Below are 18,165 nucleotides of genomic sequence, written 5' to 3' on the forward strand. Positions count from 1 at the left end.
CAGGGGTTAATTTTTTAACGTTCGTGACGAAAAGTATTGAATTTTCTGCAAAAAAAAGGTACAATTATACTCGGCTGAATTTTTGGTTATATTAATAAAAAAATGGAGGGCATAGTATAATGAGTAATGCGACACAAAGCGTAGCGGCTGCAAGGATCAATTCCCTGCTTGACGCCAACAGTTTTGTTGAGATCGGACAGGCTGTCACAGCCAGAGCTACAGATTTCAACATGACTGAAAAAAAAGCACCTTCAGACGGTGTGATCACCGGATATGGTGTGATTGACGGCAGTCTGGTGTATGTATACAGCCAGGATGCATCTGTACTGAACGGAACAGTTGGTGAGATGCATGCCAAAAAGATCGCCAAAATTTATGATCTCGCTCTGAAAGTTGGAGCACCTGTTATCGGTCTTGTAGACTGTGCGGGACTTCGTCTTCAGGAGGCTACCGATGCACTTGAGGCATTTGGTGAGATCTATCTGAAACAGACACTGGCATCCGGTGTTATTCCACAGATCACTGCTGTTTTCGGAACATGCGGCGGTGGAATGGCAGTTGTACCGGCTCTTACAGACTTTACATTTGTAGAGGAGAAGAAGGGCAGACTGTTTGTAAACACTCCAAATGCACTGGAAGGAAACAGAGTGGAAAAATGCGATTCAGCTTCCGCACAGTTCCAGAGTGAGGAGACAGGACTTGTTGACGGCATCGGAACAGAAGAGGAGATCCTTGGACAGATCCGTACACTGGTCAGCATGCTTCCGGAGAATAATGAAGACAATGACAGCTTCAAGGAATGCACAGATGACCTGAACAGAGTATGTGATGATATTGCAGGCTGCACAGGCGACACAGCTATTGCGCTTTCAAGAATCGCTGATAATGGTGAGTTTTTTGAAACAAAGGCAGCTTACGGCCAGGATGTCGTAACAGGCTTCCTTCGTCTGAACGGAGCTACCGTTGGCGCTGTTGCAAACAGAAGCGAATCTTACGATGCTGATGGCAATAAGACAGAGATTTCCGACGGAACTCTTTCTGCAAGAGGTGCAAGAAAAGCAGCAGACTTCGTAAAATTCTGTGATGCTTTTGAGATTCCGGTACTTACTCTTACTAATGTAACAGGATTTAAAGCTACACTCTGCAATGAGAAGATGATGGCTAAATCCGTAGGTGAGATGGTACATGCTTTTGCATCTGCAACTGTACCGAAGGTAAATGTTGTAATTGGTAAAGCATACGGAACTGCATACGTTGCCATGAACAGCAAATCCGTCGGAGCAGATATGGTTTATGCATGGGATACAGCTGAGATCGGTATGATGGATGCTTCCCTTGCAGCAAAGATCATGTATGAGGGAGCTGACGCTTCTACACTGAATGAGAAGGCAGCTGAGTACAAAGAACTCCAGAACGGTATCGCATCTGCAGCAGCAAGAGGATATGTGGATACTGTGATCAAAGCAGAAGATACAAGAAAATATGTAATCGGTGCTTTTGAGATGCTGTTCACAAAAAGGGAAGACCGTCCATCCAAAAAGCATGGAACAGTCTAAGTGAGGTGAGCGTATGAGACAGTTTTATAAAAAGATCTCTTCTGTCTGCATGGCACTTCTTTGCGTAGCTGCACTTCTGATCGGATGCACAGCTACTGCATGGGCTGCTGATGAGATTGATGATTCTGTAAAGAGTCAGCTTGTCACAACAACCAAGGGCCTGACGGATGCGATCATCGCAATGTCCGAGGATGATATCCAGGGATATCTGGAATCAGAGGATGCTTTCACACAGAGTGCTGCAAGTGCATGGGATGGCTCCAGAGAAGAGCTTGGTGAGAAAAAAGGTGATATCGATGAGAAAGATATCACAGTGGAGTATTCCGATGATCAGTATACCGTTGTTGTTCCGGTATCCTTCGAGAAAAACAAAGCGAATTTCACTTATGTATTTGATAAATCAGGAACCCCGACTTCTCTTACAGTTGATGTGAATTATACACTGGCACAGAACATGGAGAAGGCAGCGATGAATACAGTGATGGGTCTCGGAACAGTATTTGTGATCCTGGTATTCCTGATCTTCGTGATCTCTCTTTTCAAATATATTCCCGGACTTGTGGAAGGAAAGAAAAAAGAGAGCAAACCGGCTCCGGCAGCCGCAGCACCGGCTCCGGTTGCAGCACCAGTTGCTGAGCCTGCTGTTGAGGATGTGACAGATGATGGTGAGCTTATTGCCGTGATCGCTGCAGCTATCGCTGCTTCTGAAGGCAAAACAAGCACAGACGGATTCGTAGTACGTTCCATCCGCAAAGTCAACCGCAGAAAAAGATAATCATTATTTAGGAGGATTTTAAAATGAAGAGTTATACAATTACTGTTAACGGAACAGCATATGAAGTTACTGTAGAAGAGAACGGAAACGCAGCAGCTCCAGTTGCAGCAGCACCAAAAGCAGCAGCTCCGGCTCCTAAGGCAGCTCCGGCAGCAGCACCAAAGGCAGCAGCTCCGGCAGCAGGCGCAGGTTCTGTTAAGGTTTCCGCAGCGGTTCCTGGAAAAGTTGTAAAAATCGTTGCATCTGTTGGACAGAGCGTAAAAGCTGGTGACAGCGTAGTGATCGTTGAGTCCATGAAGATGGAGATCCCGGTTGTTGCTCCTCAGGACGGAACAATCGCCAGCATCGATGTTGCAGAGGGTGCTGCCGTTGAAAATGGAGATACTCTTGCAACAATGAACTAAACAGGAGGTAGACAAATGTCTTATGTAACAAATACCCTGTCAAACCTGATCCATCAGACAGCATTTTTCAACCTTACCTGGGGAAACTACCTGATGATCGCAGTGGCATGTGTGTTCTTATATCTTGCCATTAAACATGGTTTTGAGCCGCTGCTGTTGGTTCCGATCGCTTTTGGTATGCTTCTGGTAAATATTTATCCGGACATTATGCTGAGCATTGAGGATTCATCCAATGGCGTTGGCGGACTTCTTCATTATTTTTACTTAATGGATGAGTGGAGTATTCTTCCTTCACTGATCTTCCTGGGTGTCGGTGCGATGACAGACTTCGGTCCGCTGATCGCAAACCCGATCAGCTTCCTGATGGGAGCAGCTGCACAGCTTGGTATTTACCTTGCATACTTCCTTGCAATTTTCCTTGGATTTAATGGTAAAGCAGCAGCAGCGATCTCTATCATTGGTGGTGCTGACGGCCCGACTTCCATTTTCCTTGCAGGTAAGCTTGGACAGTCTTCTCTTATGGGACCGATCGCAGTGGCAGCATATTCCTATATGTCCCTGGTACCGATCATCCAGCCTCCGATCATGAAGGCATTCACAACAGAGAAAGAGCGTAAGATCAAAATGGCGCAGCTCCGTCCTGTTACAAAACTTGAGAAGATCCTTTTCCCGATCGTTATCACAATCGTTGTTTGCCTGATCCTTCCGACAACAGCTCCCCTTGTTGGTATGCTGATGCTCGGAAACCTGTTCCGTGAGTCCGGAGTTGTTAAACAGCTTTCTGAAACAGCTTCTAACGCTCTTATGTACATCGTAGTAATCCTTCTCGGAACATCTGTAGGTGCTTCCACAAGTGCTGAGGCGTTCCTGAACGTAGATACACTGAAGATCGTAGTTCTTGGTCTTGTTGCCTTTGCCTGCGGTACTTTTGGTGGTGTTATGCTTGGTAAGCTTCTCTGCAAGGTTACTCACGGAAAGATCAATCCTCTGATCGGATCAGCCGGTGTTTCTGCCGTTCCTATGGCAGCCCGTGTATCCCAGAAGGTTGGTGCTGAGGCAGATCCTACAAACTTCCTGCTGATGCATGCGATGGGACCGAACGTTGCTGGTGTTATCGGTACAGCGGTTGCTGCCGGTACATTCATGGCGATCTTTGGTGTCTAACCCATTGTCTTATAAAAATTTGTAAGGAGAATAATTATGGCAGAAATAGAGAAAAAACCTGTGAAAGTTGTGGAAACGATCCTGCGTGACGCTCATCAGTCCCTGATCGCTACACGTATGAGCACAGAGCAGATGCTTCCGATCATTGAGAAGCTTGACAAAGTCGGCTACTATGCAGTAGAGTGCTGGGGCGGTGCTACTTTCGATGCTTCCTTACGTTTCCTGAAAGAGGATCCGTGGGAAAGACTTCGTAAACTTCGTGACGGTTTCAAAAACACAAAGCTTCAGATGCTGTTCCGTGGACAGAACATCCTTGGATATCGTCCATATGCAGATGATGTAGTAGAGTATTTTGTACAGAAATCCGCAGCTAACGGTATCGATATCATCCGTATCTTTGACTGTATGAATGACCTTCGTAACCTTCAGACAGCTGTAAAAGCAGCAAACAAGGAGAAAGCACATGCACAGGTTGCAATGGCTTACACACTTGGTGATGCTTACACACTTGATTACTGGACAGATCTTGCAAAACGTATCGAGGATATGGGTGCAGATTCCATCTGTATCAAAGATATGGCAGGACTTCTTGTTCCGTACAAAGCTACAGAGCTTGTTCAGGCTCTCAAAGAGACTGTTAAGATCCCGATCAATCTTCATTCTCACTATACATCCGGTGTTGCTTCCATGACATATATGAAGGCAGTAGAGGCAGGTGTTGATATCATCGACACAGCAATGTCTCCGTTTGCTCTTGGAACATCCCAGCCGGCAACAGAGGTTATGGTTGAGACCTTCAAGGGAACACCATATGATACAGGATTTGATCAGCAGCTTCTCGCTGAGATCGCTGACTACTTCCGTCCGATGCGTGATGAGGCTCTTGATACAGGTCTTCTCAATCCGAAGAACCTTGGTGTAAACATCAAGACTCTTCTGTATCAGGTACCAGGCGGAATGCTTTCCAACCTGACATCACAGCTGAAAGAGCAGCATGCCGAGGATAAATTCTACGAAGTACTTGAGGAAGTTCCGCGTGTACGTAAAGACCTTGGTGAGCCACCGCTTGTTACACCGTCCTCTCAGATCGTTGGTACACAGGCTGTATTTAACGTGATCATGGGCGAGCGTTACAAGGTTGTCACAAAAGAGACAAAAGACGTGTTAAGTGGTAAATATGGCGCAACAGCCAGACCGTTCAATCCGGAAGTACAGAAAAAATGTATCGGAGATATTGAACCGATCACATGCCGTCCGGCAGATCTTCTGGAGGATGAGCTTGATAAGCTTGAGAGCGAGATGGCACAGTACAAGGAGCAGGATGAGGATGTTCTCACATATGCACTGTTCCCGCAGGTTGCCATGGACTTCTTTAAATATCGCCAGGCTCAGAAGACAAAAGTTGATGAGACTGTAGCAGATACCAAGAACGGCGCATACCCGGTATAAAGCACACATAGAAATGCAGATGCATTTCAAAACAGGAAAAGGAGCTTGCTGTATGCAGGCTCCTTTGTGCATAAAAAAGATAAAAAAGGCAGGATAACAGGTAATGTCCAAAGTTGCGATCATAGGCGGCGGTGCCGCCGGAATGCTCTGCGGTGTATATGCTGCGCGCAGAGGACACCAGGTTCACATACTGGAAAAAAATGAGAAACTCGGAAAAAAGCTTTTCATCACCGGAAAGGGACGATGCAACGTCACCAATGATTCAGATACCGAAGAACTTTTTCCGGCAGTGATGTCAAACCGTAAATTTCTTTACAGTGCTTTCTACACCTATGGAAGCAGAGATGTGATGGAATTTTTTGAGGAGGCAGGAGTGCCGCTGAAAACAGAGCGTGGAAACCGGGTTTTTCCGGTATCGGATCATTCATCAGATATTATCCGTGCGCTTGAGCGGGAACTGAAAAAAGCCGGAGCGCAGATCCATCTTCATACAGAGGTAACGGAAGTTTGTACACAGGATGAAAAAGTTACCGGTGTATTACTTTCGGACGGTACCTTTTTTGAAGCGGATACTGTGGTAGTTGCCACAGGCGGGCTTTCCTACCCGTCCACAGGTTCCACAGGAGATGGATATCGTTTTGCTGCTGAAACGGGACATAAAGTTGTTTCCCAGTCACCATCACTGGTACCATTGGTGGCAAAAGAAGATTATGTTTCCAAACTTCAGGGCCTTTCCCTTCGGAATGTGGAGCTTACAGTAAAATCCGGCAAAAAAGTTCTCTATAAAGATTTCGGCGAGATGATGTTTACTCATTTCGGAGTGACAGGACCGCTGATCCTTTCCGCCAGTGCCCAGATCGGCAAAAAGCTGGAAAAGGAGCCTTTGGAGGCTTTCCTGGATCTGAAGCCGGCGCTTGATGCAGAACAGCTTGACGCCCGGATCCTGCGTGAATTTGATGCAAATCATAACAAGCAGTTTAAAAATGTGATCGGTGTTCTTTTTCCGTCTTCTCTGACTCCGATCATGATCGAAATTGGCGGTATCCCCGGGGAAAAACCGGTACATGAGATCTCCAGGGAAGAGCGTCAGGCTTTTGGCCGTCTGATCAAGGCTTTTCCGTTTACGATCACGGGAATGGGAGAGTTTAAGGAAGCGATCATCACAAGAGGCGGTGTGTCAGTAAAAGAGATACAGCCATCCACAATGGAATCCAAAAAAATAAAAAATCTGTATTTTACAGGTGAAGTACTGGATCTGGATGCAGTGACCGGTGGCTATAATCTTCAGATCGCATGGTCTACAGCGTATGCGGCAGCTCAGGCGATAGAATAACAGAAAAGAGGAAGGAGCAACGATTATGGGTATTAATATTGCAATTGACGGACCGGCAGGTGCAGGAAAAAGCACAATTGCAAAAAAAGTGGCAAAGGAGCTGTCCTTTATTTATGTAGATACAGGGGCAATGTATCGTGCCATGGCACTTTATCTTCTGGAAAAAGGGATCAGCGGTGACGAAAAAATCTCTGAAGCCTGTCATGATGCGGATATCTCTATCCGTTATGAGAACGGTGAGCAGCAGGTGATCCTTAACGGAAAGAATGTAACTGCGTTCCTCCGTAAGGAAGAGGTAGGAAATATGGCATCTGTAAGCTCTGCAAATCCGGAGGTGCGTGCACATCTTCTGAAGCTGCAGCGCAATCTTGCAGCCGAGAATAATGTAGTTATGGACGGAAGAGATATCGGAACCACCATTCTTCCCAATGCGGAAGTGAAGATCTTTTTGACTGCAAGTGCAAAGACCCGTGCTAGCAGACGATACCTGGAGCTTACAGAGAAGGGTGAAGCCTGCGATATGGATGAGATCCTGAAAGATATCGTTGACAGAGATGAGAGAGATATGAACCGCGCGGTTTCTCCGCTTAAAAAAGCAGAGGATGCTGTTCTTGTTGATTCATCTGAGATGGGAATTGACGAAGTGGTTGAGAGTATCCTTTCCGTATACAGAAAAAGGGTGAATGGATGAACGTAAAAGTTGCAGAAACTGCCGGCTTCTGTTTCGGCGTACAAAGAGCAGTTGACCGTGTTTATGAGCTGATCGGTTCCGATGCAGCACCGATTTATACACTGGGCCCGATCATCCATAATGAGGAGGTTGTCTCAGATCTCGAAAAAAAAGGTGTGGCTGTGATCTGTGAGAAGGATCTTGGCAGCCTGAAGGGCGGCACTGTTGTGATCCGTTCCCATGGAGTAGGCCGCAGGGTTTATAACACGATCAAAAAATATGGTCTCGGATATGTAGATGTTACCTGTCCTTTTGTGCTGAAGATCCACAAGATCGTTGAGAGAGAAAGCTCCAGAGGTGCCCATATTGTGATCATCGGTGATCCGGGCCATCCGGAAGTACAGGGGATCTGCGGATGGTGTCAGGGACCATATACAGTGATCAAAAATGCTGAGGATGCTGAGAAATTCAATATTTCTCCGGAAAAAGAAGTATGTGTAGTGTCCCAGACGACATTTAATTACAACAAATTTCAAGAATTAGTTGAAATTCTCCGCAAAAAGAGTTATGATAATAATGTTTTAAATATTTTAAATATTTTAAACACTATTTGTAATGCTACCGAAGAACGGCAGAAAGAAGCTAAAGCGATAGCCGGAGAGGTAGACACTATGCTGGTCGTAGGTGGCCGACATAGCTCCAATACTCAAAAGCTGTTTGAAATATGTAAAAAGGAATGTGGAAATACTTACTATATACAAACACCTGTAGACTTGGATTCTGAAATGTTCCAATGCAGTAGTTGTGTAGGTATTACAGCAGGGGCTTCCACCCCAAAGAAAATTATTGAGGAGGTTCAAGAACATGTCAGAGTTAAGTTTTGAACAGATGCTGGAAGATTCCGTAAAAACAATCAGAAATGGAGAGATCGTACAGGGTACCGTCATCGATGTTAAAGATGATGAGATCATCCTGAATATCGGCTATAAAGCAGACGGTATCATCACAAAGAACGAGTACACAAACGATTCAAGCGTTGTGCTTACAGACGTTGTTAAACCTGGCGATACCATGGAAGCAAAAGTTCTCAAAGTAAATGACGGAGAGGGACAGGTTACACTGACCTACAAACGTCTTGCAGCAGAGAAAGGCAACAAACGTCTTGAGGAGGCATTCGAGAACCAGGAGGTTCTGAAGGCTCCTGTAACACAGGTACTTGACGGTGGTCTTTGTGTCAATGTTGAGGAAGCAAGAGTATTCATTCCTGCAAGCCTTGTATCTGACACATATGAGAAAGATCTTTCCAAATATGCAGATCAGGAGATCGAGTTCGTTATCACAGAGTTCAACCCAAGAAGACGCCGTATCATCGGTAACCGCAAACAGCTTCTTCTTGCTGAGAAAGCTGAGAAACAGAAAGAGCTTCTTGCTAAGATCAACGTAGGCGATAAAGTTGAGGGTGTTGTTAAGAATGTTACAGATTTCGGTGCATTCATCGACCTCGGCGGAGCAGACGGACTTCTTCACATTTCTGAGATGTCCTGGGGCAGAGTAGAGAATCCGAAGAAGGTATTCAACGTAGGTGATAAAGTTACAGTTCTTATCAAAGATATCAACGGAGACAAGATCGCACTTTCCCTTAAATTCCCGGAGGAGAACCCATGGCTTACAGCTGCTGAGGACTTCGCAGTAGGAAACGTAGTAAAGGGCAAAGTTGCACGTATGACAGATTTCGGTGCATTTGTTGAGCTTGCACCTGGAGTAGATGCTCTTCTTCATGTATCTCAGATCTCCAGAGAGCACGTTGCGAAACCATCTGATGTACTTTCCATCGGTCAGGAGATCGAGGCTAAGGTTGTTGATTTCAATGGCGAAGACAGAAAGATCAGCCTCAGCATGAAAGCACTCGAGGATAATTCTGCAGAGCAGACAGAGGAGTAATTTCTCAGAAGCTGTACAGCAGATGAATATTTTGAATTTCAGAGGCCGTCACATTTATTGTGACGGCCTTTTTTAATTGGAATTTCGTAACAGAGATATTATTTAAGAACAGAAAGATAATATGGCAGGCAGTGTTTCAGATAGGTTTTCTGTTTTAAAGGATCATGCAGAAAAGCTTCTGTTACAGGAAACCAGGTATAACAGTTGTCCCTTTTGGCAGGCCTTCGGAGCTTTTTATCCATGCAGGCACTTAAGGTTTTTGGTATTGCAGTGTCTTCGGAAGGGATGTAATCGTAATCTTTATAATTGGAATAATATTGCTTTAAACGTCCATTTTGAAGCTTCACAAGAAGACGGACACGGTTATTCTGTCCGATTATGTAGAATTCTTCACTATGATTTGAAAATTCAACAGGCAGATCGTAATTAGTTTTAATGGTAAAGGCCAATTGATCGTCTTGAATTTCACAATTTAGTGCTTCGTAATCTTCATTGAAAAGAGCAAGATAGGACAGCATGGAGAAAATTTTTCCAAGTCCCAGAAGATCTTCCCGGTTATGTCCCATAACGATCTCTGCCGCTTCCGGTTTCTTTCCGGAAGCGAATTGTTTGTAAAGACGGATGCAGGCACCTCCATCATAGTAGTTCCGTTCAGTAATACCGAGAAATGATTCCATGGAAGGCTGATTCATCCGTGAAAGCTTCAGAAGTCCCTTGAGCGGCTTTAGTTCCCGGTAAAGATCCAGAGATGGCAGCTCCGTAAAAGGGGAAGAGAGTCCGTGGATCTGATATCGTGCATCCAGATAAGGCTGGTCAAAGCTGTCACCGTTATATTGGATCGTACATGAAAAATCCTGAAGGAATTCAGAAAATGTTTTCAGAAGTTCAGGTTCTTCCTCTTCGTTTTCAATCATCCACTGGTACATCTGCCAGTTGTTTCCTTCGTAGGCTACAGCACCGATCAGATACAGAAAAGTGGAATTTCGTGATAGTCCTGTAGTTTCAATATCATAGAAAAGCGGTACAAAACGCTCTGAAAATCCATGATTTTTAGTCAATTTTTTAACAGTCTCAAAGTCTGGAAACCCTTGTAAAATCGGCATTTTTTTAACGATCATGTTAATTTTCTCCTTTATGGATTGTATCTGATTATACACAAAAAAATTGCTTTTCAATAGTGCAATTTAAAGTGAAATGAGTTATAGTTATTAGTAGAGTTGATGATAAAAAACAGGAAATGGTACTGGATTTATGTGGGGATTGACAGTGAAAAAATGACTATTATCGCTTCATAAATTGGTTATTCATTTACAGCTTTTTTATGAGCTGGTGAATATCTTCTACCGAAGTATATCACAGGATCGTGTCTGGATTCAACCTTTCATACATATCCTGCTCAAAGCAGAAGCTACTTTGTTACTGTTCGCTGGTAATGTTTCGCGAAATGATTTATGGGAGCGAAATATATCTTGTTTGTCTTGGATGAAATAAGAAAAGGAAAATCAGAAACACAGAATCAACTTTAAAAAAGAGTATATGCGCAACGCAGAAATACCATGTACATGTACTTGCAAAAATAAAGGAGGAGATGAGATCTATGGCATTTTTAACCTTCAGGGGTGGTATCCATCCTTATGACGGCAAAGATTTGTCAAAAAACTGTCCTGTCGAGAAGTATCTGCCGAAGGGAGATCTGGCAATTCTTGTTTCTCAGCACATCGGAGCTCCGGCCAAGCCGATCGTAAAAAAAGGTGATCATGTGCTTGCAGGACAGAAAATCGCAGAAGCAGGAGGATTTGTTTCCGCACCGATACACTCGTCTGTATCAGGAACCGTAAAGGGAATCGAGAAACGTCTGACCGCAGTAGGCGCCATGGGTGATGCGATCATCATTGAGAATGACGGTCTGTACGAATCTGTGGAATATGCACCTGCAAAGCTTTCGGATCTTTCCAAGGAGGATATCCTGAAAAGGATTCAGGAAGGCGGAGTTGTTGGTCAGGGTGGTGCAGGTTTCCCGACACATGTAAAGCTCTCACCAAAGGAACCCGACAAGATCGATCATATCCTTGTCAACGGTGCGGAATGTGAGCCTTATATCACCAGTGACTACCGAAGGATGATGGAAGAACCGGAAAGCATTGTTGGTGGTCTGGAAGTAATCCTGAAAGCTTTCCCGAAGGCAGTGGGATGTATCTGTATCGAGGACAACAAACCGGATTGTATTGCCAGGATGAAAGAAGCCATCAAAGGCAAAGAGCGTATGGAAGTAAAAGAGCTTAAGACCAAATACCCACAGGGTGGTGAGCGTACGCTGATCTATGCGGTAACAGGCAGAGAGATCAATTCCACTATGCTTCCGGCAGACGTAGGATGCGTGGTTGATAACGTAGAGACCGTCACTTCTGTTTATAAGGCAGTGATCCTTGGACAGCCGGTTATCAGCCGTAATGTAACGGTTACCGGAGACGGTATCCGTACACCGAAGAACTTTTCCGTTCTTACAGGAACAGATCTGTCTGAACTGGTAGATGCTGCAGGCGGACTGAAGGAAAAGATCGCAAAAGCAATCTCCGGCGGACCGATGATGGGATTTGCGCTGTATGATCTTCATATTCCATGTACGAAGACAACTTCTTCCCTGCTTTTCCTGGAGCGTGACGCAGTTTCCGAGGCGAAGCAGATCCAGACTGCATGTATCAATTGCGGACGTTGTGTAAGCGTCTGTCCGGGCCATGTGGTTCCGGCCCGCCTTGCAACTCTTGCAGAACACGGTGATATGGCAGGCTTCGAAAAAATGGATGGTATGGAATGCTGCGAGTGCGGCTGCTGCAGTTACATCTGTCCGGCCAAACGACCTCTGACTCAGAGTATTAAATCTATGAGAAAAATGGTTCTTGCAGAGCGCAAGAAAAAGAAATAGGGGGAGGAATAACAATGGAACAAATGTATAACGTATCATCTAATCCCCATATCAGGGATAAAATGACCACCAGCCGTATTATGCAGCTGGTAGTGATCGCACTTCTGCCGACAACACTTTTCGGTATCTGGAACTTTGGAGTGCATGCACTCCTTGTAGTGCTGGCGACGGTTGCATCCAGTGTGTTTTTTGAATGGCTGTATGACCGACTGATGCATAAAAAGAATACAACTACTGATTTCAGTGCAGTTGTAACAGGACTTCTGCTTGCACTGAACATGCCGCCCCAGATCCCGATCTGGATGCCGATCCTTGGCAGTGCTTTTGCGATCATTGTTGTAAAACAGCTGTTCGGTGGACTTGGACAGAACTTTATGAACCCGGCTCTTGCAGGAAGATGTTTCCTTATGATCTCTTTTGCCGGAAAAATGACCAACTTTGCAGTTTCCAAAAGCTCCCATGCTGTTGTAGATGCGGTTACACAGGCAACACCTCTGGCAGCGCTTAAAAGCCAGGGATTCATTGAGGGGACTTCTATTCCTGTAAAGAATCTGTTCCTTGGTAATATCCAGGGTACCATCGGTGAGACTTCTGCCCTGGCGATCCTCATCGGTGCAGTGATCCTTCTCGCATTTAAGATCATCGATCTGAAGGTACCTCTTACATATATTGGAAGTTTTGCAGTATTTGTCATTTTCTATATGTTGGGAACAGGCAAAGGCTTTGATGTAAACTATCTTTTAAGCCATATCTTTGGAGGAGGTCTGATGCTTGGAGCCTGGTTTATGGCAACAGATTATGTGACAACGCCGATCACTCCGAAAGGTCAGCTGGTATATGGCTGCTGCCTCGGTATCGTGACAGCGGTATTCCGTCTCTTTGGTGGTTCCGCAGAGGGTGTTTCCTATGCGATCATTTTCTGCAATCTTCTGGTTCCGCTTATTGAAAAAGTAACAAAACCGGTTGCTTTTGGAAAAGGAGGCAAGAAATAATGGGTAAGATTATCAGAAATACATTGATCCTTACGATCATTACAGTAGTTGCCGGCCTTGGCCTTGGACTGGTTTACGAAGTTACCAAAGAACCCATTGCAAGAACCGAGGAACAGGCAAAAAAAGAAGCATGGCAGACTGTATTCAGTGATGTAAGTCTGGAAGATTTTAAAGCTGTAGATGTAGACAAGGAAGCAGCAGATAAAACAGCTGCAGATCTTGGAATCAAAGCAACCGTAGATGAAGTCTGTGAAGCAGCAGATGAAGGCTATGTGGTAACTGTAACCGATAAAGAGGGTTACGGCGGTGATATCCAGATCACAGTTGGTGTAACAAAAGACGGTACCGTCAGCGGCGTTTCCATTCTTTCCATCAGTGAGACTGCTGGACTTGGAATGCGTGCTACAGAAGCGAAGTTTCAGGAACAGTATGTTGGAAAGAATACCGATAAATTCTATGTATCCAAGGACGGCGGCGAAGGTGAGCCTATTGATGCTATCAGTGGTGCGACCATCACATCCAGAGCTTTTACCGGTGCAGTCAATACAGCTATCGGCTATTGCAAAAACGCATTTTAGGAGGGTAGTTGAATATGAATAATTGTGGTGAAAGATTAAAAAACGGCATTATAACCGAAAATCCGATTTTCGTCCTGATGCTTGGTATGTGTCCTACCCTTGCGGTAACGACTTCTGCGATCAATGGTATTGGTATGGGACTTTCCACAACCGTAGTTCTGGTTATGTCAAACATGCTCATCTCCATGCTGCGTAAGGTTATTCCGGACTCTGTCAGAATGCCGGCCTTTATCGTAGTTGTAGCATCTTTTGTAACTATCGTACAGTTTCTGATGGAAGGCTTTACTCCTTCTCTTTATGAGTCACTTGGAATTTACATTCCACTGATCGTTGTTAACTGTATCATTCTGGGACGTGCAGAGAGTTATGCTTCCAAGAACCCTGTCCTTCCGTCTATCTTTGACGGACTTGGAATGGGTCTTGGCTTTACAGTGGGCCTGGTTGCCATTGGTCTTGTAAGAGAGATCCTTGGTTCCGGAAAGGCTTTCGGAGCACAGATCATTCCGGTTGCTGATGCAGCTACCGGTGCTGCCGGCTATACCCCGATCACTATCTTTATCCTTGCACCTGGAGCATTTCTGGTTCTTGCCGGACTTGCAGCAATCCAGAACAAAGTAAAGATCAACATGGCAAAGAAGGGCAAAGATGTTTCCAAGATCCAGTCCGGCTGTGGCTCCAATTGTGCGACCTGCGGCGGATGTCCTTCCGACAAAGAATAAAAAGGGGGAATAGAAAATGGCAAGCTTGATGTTGATCGCAATTGGTTCTGCGCTTTGCAGTAACGTTGTATTGAGTCAGTTCTTGGGAATCTGTTCTTTCCTTGGAGTTTCCAAGAAAACAGAAACCGCAGCCGGCATGGGTGGTGCAGTTGTGTTTGTTATTACTATTGCATCTTTTGTTGCAGGACTGCTTTATAAATTCATCCTGGTACCGACCCATTTTGAGTATCTGAAAACGATCGTATTTATCCTGGTTATCGCGGCACTGGTACAGATCGTAGAAATGTTTCTCAAGAAATTTGTACCATCCCTTTACAAGGCACTTGGTGTATACCTTCCTCTGATCACAACAAACTGTGCAGTTCTTGGTGTAGCACTGAACAACGTTAAATATGAATACAGCATTCTTGAAAGTGTTGTCAACGGATTTGCCACAGGTGTAGGTTACCTGATTGCAATTGTATTACTTGCAGGAATCCGTGAAAAAATGGAATACAACGATATTCCGGAATCCTTCCAGGGTATGCCGATCGTTCTGCTTACGGCAGCACTGATGGCTATTGCATTCTTTGGATTCTCCGGAATCGTATAGGAGGAAGAAGAGCATGAGTATAACAGGAATTATTATGGCTGCAGTCATTGTCGGCGGTACTGGTTTATTCATTGGTATTTTCCTCGGACTTGCAGACAAGAAATTAACCGTTAAGGTAGATGAAAAGGAAGAAGCCATTCTCGGCGTTCTTCCAGGAAATAACTGTGGTGGTTGTGGATATCCGGGATGTTCCGGACTCGCTGCCGCAATTGCAAAGGGAGAAGCTCCTGTAGATCAGTGTCCGGTTGGCGGTGCTCCTGTTGCAGCCAAGATTGGCGCGATCATGGGACAGGAAGTAAAAGAAACCGCACGTCAGGTTGCTTTTGTAAAATGTGCGGGAACCTGTGATAAGACGACTGTGAAATATGAGTACACAGGTGTGGAAGACTGCGAGATGATGGCTTTCATCCCTGGCAGCGGTGCAAAAAACTGTACATTTGGATGTATGGGCTTCGGAAGCTGTGTAAAGGCATGTCCATTTGATGCGATCCATATAGTGAATGGTATTGCGGTCGTAGATCAGGAAGCATGTAAAGCCTGTGGCAAATGTGTTGCCAAATGTCCGCGTCACCTGATCGAGCTGGTACCATATGACAAACAGACACGTGTAGCCTGCAGCTCCCACGCAAAAGGTAAGGCAGTTACAGTTGCCTGCGAGCTTGGCTGTATCGGCTGTAAAAAATGTGAGAAGAATTGTCCGTCCGAGGCGATCACAGTTACCGATTTCTGTGCACACATCGATTACGATAAGTGTACAGGCTGCGGTAAATGTAAGGAAGTTTGCCCAAGACATGTGATTCTGTAAAACAAAAAGGACTGCCTGTCATAGAAGTTTTCCGAGTGACGTGGCAGTTCTTTTTTGGAATAAAGCATGTTGTGCCCGATAATGCATAAATAAATACGTACAAGCTTTTGGTTATATTTCGATGAAAAATTGCAGTTTCCGGTTAAAAATATTTGACCGGTGAATTTCAAGGGGCTATAATAGGATATAAATATTCAGTATACTTCAAGGAGAACGAAATTCATGAGTAAGATTATTTTAACTGGCGACCGCCCGACGGGGCGCCTTCATGTAGGTCATTATGTTGGATCTCTGGCAGAGCGTGTGAAGCTGCAGAATTCCGGCTTATATGATGAGATTTATATTATGATCGCAGATGCCCAGGCACTTACAGATAATGCAGAGCATCCGGAGAAAGTACGTCATAACATTCTTCAGGTTGCTCTGGACTATCTGGCATGCGGGCTTGATCCGGAGAAATCCAATATTTTTATCCAGTCCATGGTTCCGGAGCTGACAGAACTTACCTTTTATTATATGAATCTGGTTACGGTAGCACGAGTACAGCGTAATCCTACCGTTAAATCCGAGATTAAGATGCGTAATTTTGAAGCCAGCATTCCGGTAGGCTTTTTCTGCTATCCGATCAGTCAGGCTGCTGATATTACTGCTTTCCGCGCAACACATGTACCGGTAGGTGAAGATCAGCTTCCGATGCTTGAGCAGTGCAAGGAGATCGTCCATAAATTCAATACCGTTTATGGTGATACACTGACAGATCCGGAAATTGTTCTTTCTTCCAATAAAGCATGCTTACGTCTTCCGGGAATTGACGGAAAGGCTAAGATGAGTAAGTCTCTCGGAAACTGCATCTACCTGTCTGATGAAGAAGATGTAGTGAAGAAAAAGATCATGTCCATGTTTACAGATCCGAACCATCTTCGTGTTCAGGATCCTGGTCGTGTAGAGGGAAATCCGGTATTTATCTATCTGGATGCCTTCAGCCGCCCGGAACATTTTGCTGAATTTTTGCCAGAGTATCAGAATCTGGATGAACTTAAGGCTCACTATCAGAGAGGTGGCCTTGGTGATGTGAAAGTCAAGAAGTTCCTGAATAATGTTATGCAGGCAGAGCTTGGACCGATCCGTGAAAGAAGGAAAATGTGGGAGCAGCGAACCGAAGATGTGTTCGATATCCTGAAAGCCGGTACAGAGGTTGCCAGAGAAAAAGCTGCCGCAACGCTTCATGATGTCCGTTCTTCTATGCGGATCAATTATTTTGAGGATCAGGATTTCCTTAATCAGTGATAGAAAACAGCGAGAGGAATCACAGGCTTGTATACAGGATCAACCCGGAGATTGTATTCCGGGTTGATTTTTTTTGAAAATTATGTTACTATTGCGTTCATATGGGAAACAGATGTTCAGCTGTTTCAGGGAAGGAGCCTTGAGATTTGATTTCTTTTGTAAAAGGTACTGTAGCAGATATCGGTGAAAATTGTCTGGTTGTGGAAAATGGCGGAATTGGTTATGAGATTTATATGACAGGACAGGATCTTGGGAAAGCACGGATAGGCGATGAAAAGAAGATCCATACCTTTCTCTATGTGCGGGAGGATATTCTGCAGCTATATGGTTTTTTTTCGAAGGATGATCTTGGCATGTTCAAGCTTCTGATCGGTGTCAACGGAGTCGGACCTAAAGGCGCTCTGGGTATCCTTTCCGGGATCAGTGCAGACGAGCTTCGTTTTGCAGTGCTTTCCGATGATGTAAAAACAATCTCCAAGGCCCCTGGAATCGGGAAAAAGACAGCCCAGAAAATGATCCTGGAGCTGAAAGACAAGCTGAAATTGGAAGATGCTTTTGAGATGAAACTGGCGCATCAGCAGGAAGAAGCAGCTGAGGGAGCATCTGATCTGAGGGATAGTCGTCAGGAAGCGGTGGAGGCGCTTGTCGCATTAGGATACAGTTCTGCAGATGCCCTTCGTGCAGTACGAAAGGTACCGGAAGATGTGCCGGCAGATGATGTAGAAGCAATTCTTCGGGCTGCACTGAAAAATTTTTAACAAATGTAGCAAGAATTCTCCCACCTCTTCAGATGGTGAGATGAATTGCACATCTGAGCATATCTGCTTAAAAAAATCTCTATAGTATAAAAGAAACACTTGTTCTCCTTTCCCTGATGTAGTATACTGAAAAAGAACAATTAGTTCATAAATACATATCCGTCGATATAAGAAAAAGGATGATAAATATAATGGAGTTAGACCATGAAAGATGCATTC

At 44.8% G+C, this 18,165-nt stretch carries 18 protein-coding genes; 17 read left to right on the top strand and 1 reads right to left on the bottom strand.

Features of this window, described 5'->3' with window-relative positions:
* The first annotated feature begins 119 nt into the window (after positions 1 to 119).
* The 9 genes from NE671_RS01070 (at position 120) to rpsA (ending at position 9,292) form a co-directional block, all read left to right on the top strand.
* Complete coding sequence (locus tag NE671_RS01070) at positions 120 to 1,556, top strand: acyl-CoA carboxylase subunit beta (protein WP_021650515.1); 1,437 nt, start codon at positions 120 to 122, stop codon at positions 1,554 to 1,556.
* Between the two features lie 13 nt (positions 1,557 to 1,569).
* The gene (locus NE671_RS01075) at positions 1,570 to 2,331 is read left to right on the top strand and encodes an OadG family transporter subunit (RefSeq protein ID WP_021650514.1); all 762 of its coding nucleotides are present in this window, start codon (positions 1,570 to 1,572) and stop codon (positions 2,329 to 2,331) included.
* Between the two features lie 23 nt (positions 2,332 to 2,354).
* Entirely contained in the window at positions 2,355 to 2,735 is a 381-nt protein-coding gene (locus NE671_RS01080) for a biotin/lipoyl-containing protein (RefSeq protein WP_015524870.1), read from the top strand.
* Positions 2,736 to 2,750: 15 nt separating this feature from the next.
* Complete coding sequence (locus NE671_RS01085; RefSeq protein ID WP_015524871.1) at positions 2,751 to 3,899, top strand: sodium ion-translocating decarboxylase subunit beta; 1,149 nt, start codon at positions 2,751 to 2,753, stop codon at positions 3,897 to 3,899.
* A 36-nt stretch (positions 3,900 to 3,935) separates the two neighbouring features.
* Positions 3,936 to 5,348 carry an oxaloacetate decarboxylase subunit alpha gene (locus NE671_RS01090; protein WP_256163555.1) on the top strand — a complete coding sequence of 471 codons (1,413 nt, stop codon included), beginning with the start codon at positions 3,936 to 3,938 and terminating at the stop codon, positions 5,346 to 5,348.
* 103 nt (positions 5,349 to 5,451) lie between these two features.
* Positions 5,452 to 6,681: an NAD(P)/FAD-dependent oxidoreductase gene (locus tag NE671_RS01095; protein ID WP_021650513.1), complete on the top strand. Its 1,230-nt coding sequence runs from the start codon at positions 5,452 to 5,454 to the stop codon at positions 6,679 to 6,681.
* 25 nt (positions 6,682 to 6,706) lie between these two features.
* Positions 6,707 to 7,372: a (d)CMP kinase gene (cmk, locus tag NE671_RS01100; RefSeq protein ID WP_015524874.1), complete on the top strand. Its 666-nt coding sequence runs from the start codon at positions 6,707 to 6,709 to the stop codon at positions 7,370 to 7,372.
* Positions 7,369 to 8,235 (top strand): 4-hydroxy-3-methylbut-2-enyl diphosphate reductase, encoded by an 867-nt coding sequence (ispH, locus tag NE671_RS01105; RefSeq protein WP_118753077.1) that lies wholly within the window; start codon positions 7,369 to 7,371, stop codon positions 8,233 to 8,235. Before cmk ends, ispH begins: the two co-directional genes overlap by 4 nt.
* Entirely contained in the window at positions 8,216 to 9,292 is a 1,077-nt protein-coding gene (gene rpsA, locus NE671_RS01110; protein WP_015524876.1) for a 30S ribosomal protein S1, read from the top strand. The genes ispH and rpsA overlap by 20 nt, the downstream gene beginning before the upstream one ends.
* A 98-nt stretch (positions 9,293 to 9,390) precedes the next feature.
* On the opposite strand, the gene NE671_RS01115 is transcribed toward rpsA, so the two are convergent.
* Positions 9,391 to 10,410, bottom strand: coding sequence for a ribonuclease H-like domain-containing protein (locus tag NE671_RS01115; RefSeq protein WP_110102317.1), 1,020 nt, complete (start codon positions 10,408 to 10,410; stop codon positions 9,391 to 9,393).
* 479 nt (positions 10,411 to 10,889) lie between these two features.
* Between NE671_RS01115 and rsxC the strand changes: the two genes are divergently transcribed.
* From rsxC to ruvA, 8 genes are all read left to right on the top strand, one after another.
* Positions 10,890 to 12,215 carry an electron transport complex subunit RsxC gene (gene rsxC, locus NE671_RS01120; protein WP_021650509.1) on the top strand — a complete coding sequence of 442 codons (1,326 nt, stop codon included), beginning with the start codon at positions 10,890 to 10,892 and terminating at the stop codon, positions 12,213 to 12,215.
* Positions 12,216 to 12,229: 14 nt separating this feature from the next.
* The gene (locus NE671_RS01125) at positions 12,230 to 13,207 is read left to right on the top strand and encodes an RnfABCDGE type electron transport complex subunit D (protein WP_173739624.1); all 978 of its coding nucleotides are present in this window, start codon (positions 12,230 to 12,232) and stop codon (positions 13,205 to 13,207) included.
* Complete coding sequence (locus NE671_RS01130) at positions 13,207 to 13,785, top strand: RnfABCDGE type electron transport complex subunit G (RefSeq protein ID WP_118513492.1); 579 nt, start codon at positions 13,207 to 13,209, stop codon at positions 13,783 to 13,785. Before NE671_RS01125 ends, NE671_RS01130 begins: the two co-directional genes overlap by 1 nt.
* A gap of 14 nt (positions 13,786 to 13,799) precedes the next feature.
* A complete protein-coding gene (gene rsxE, locus NE671_RS01135; protein ID WP_015524883.1) occupies positions 13,800 to 14,504 on the top strand; it encodes an electron transport complex subunit RsxE in 705 nt (234 codons plus the stop codon).
* A gap of 16 nt (positions 14,505 to 14,520) precedes the next feature.
* Positions 14,521 to 15,096 carry an electron transport complex protein RnfA gene (locus tag NE671_RS01140; protein ID WP_015524884.1) on the top strand — a complete coding sequence of 192 codons (576 nt, stop codon included), beginning with the start codon at positions 14,521 to 14,523 and terminating at the stop codon, positions 15,094 to 15,096.
* A gap of 13 nt (positions 15,097 to 15,109) precedes the next feature.
* Positions 15,110 to 15,901, top strand: a complete 792-nt coding sequence (locus NE671_RS01145; protein ID WP_110102321.1) for an RnfABCDGE type electron transport complex subunit B — start codon at positions 15,110 to 15,112, stop codon at positions 15,899 to 15,901.
* 222 nt (positions 15,902 to 16,123) lie between these two features.
* A complete protein-coding gene (trpS, locus tag NE671_RS01150) occupies positions 16,124 to 17,188 on the top strand; it encodes a tryptophan--tRNA ligase (protein ID WP_015524886.1) in 1,065 nt (354 codons plus the stop codon).
* 146 nt (positions 17,189 to 17,334) lie between these two features.
* Positions 17,335 to 17,946, top strand: a complete 612-nt coding sequence (ruvA, locus tag NE671_RS01155; protein WP_022426699.1) for a Holliday junction branch migration protein RuvA — start codon at positions 17,335 to 17,337, stop codon at positions 17,944 to 17,946.
* Positions 17,947 to 18,165 lie beyond the last annotated feature (219 nt).

It is taken from the genome of Blautia sp. DFI.9.10, from assembly GCF_024461705.1.
In the GTDB taxonomy this organism is placed as follows: Bacteria; Bacillota; Clostridia; order Lachnospirales; family Lachnospiraceae; genus Blautia_A; species Blautia_A fusiformis.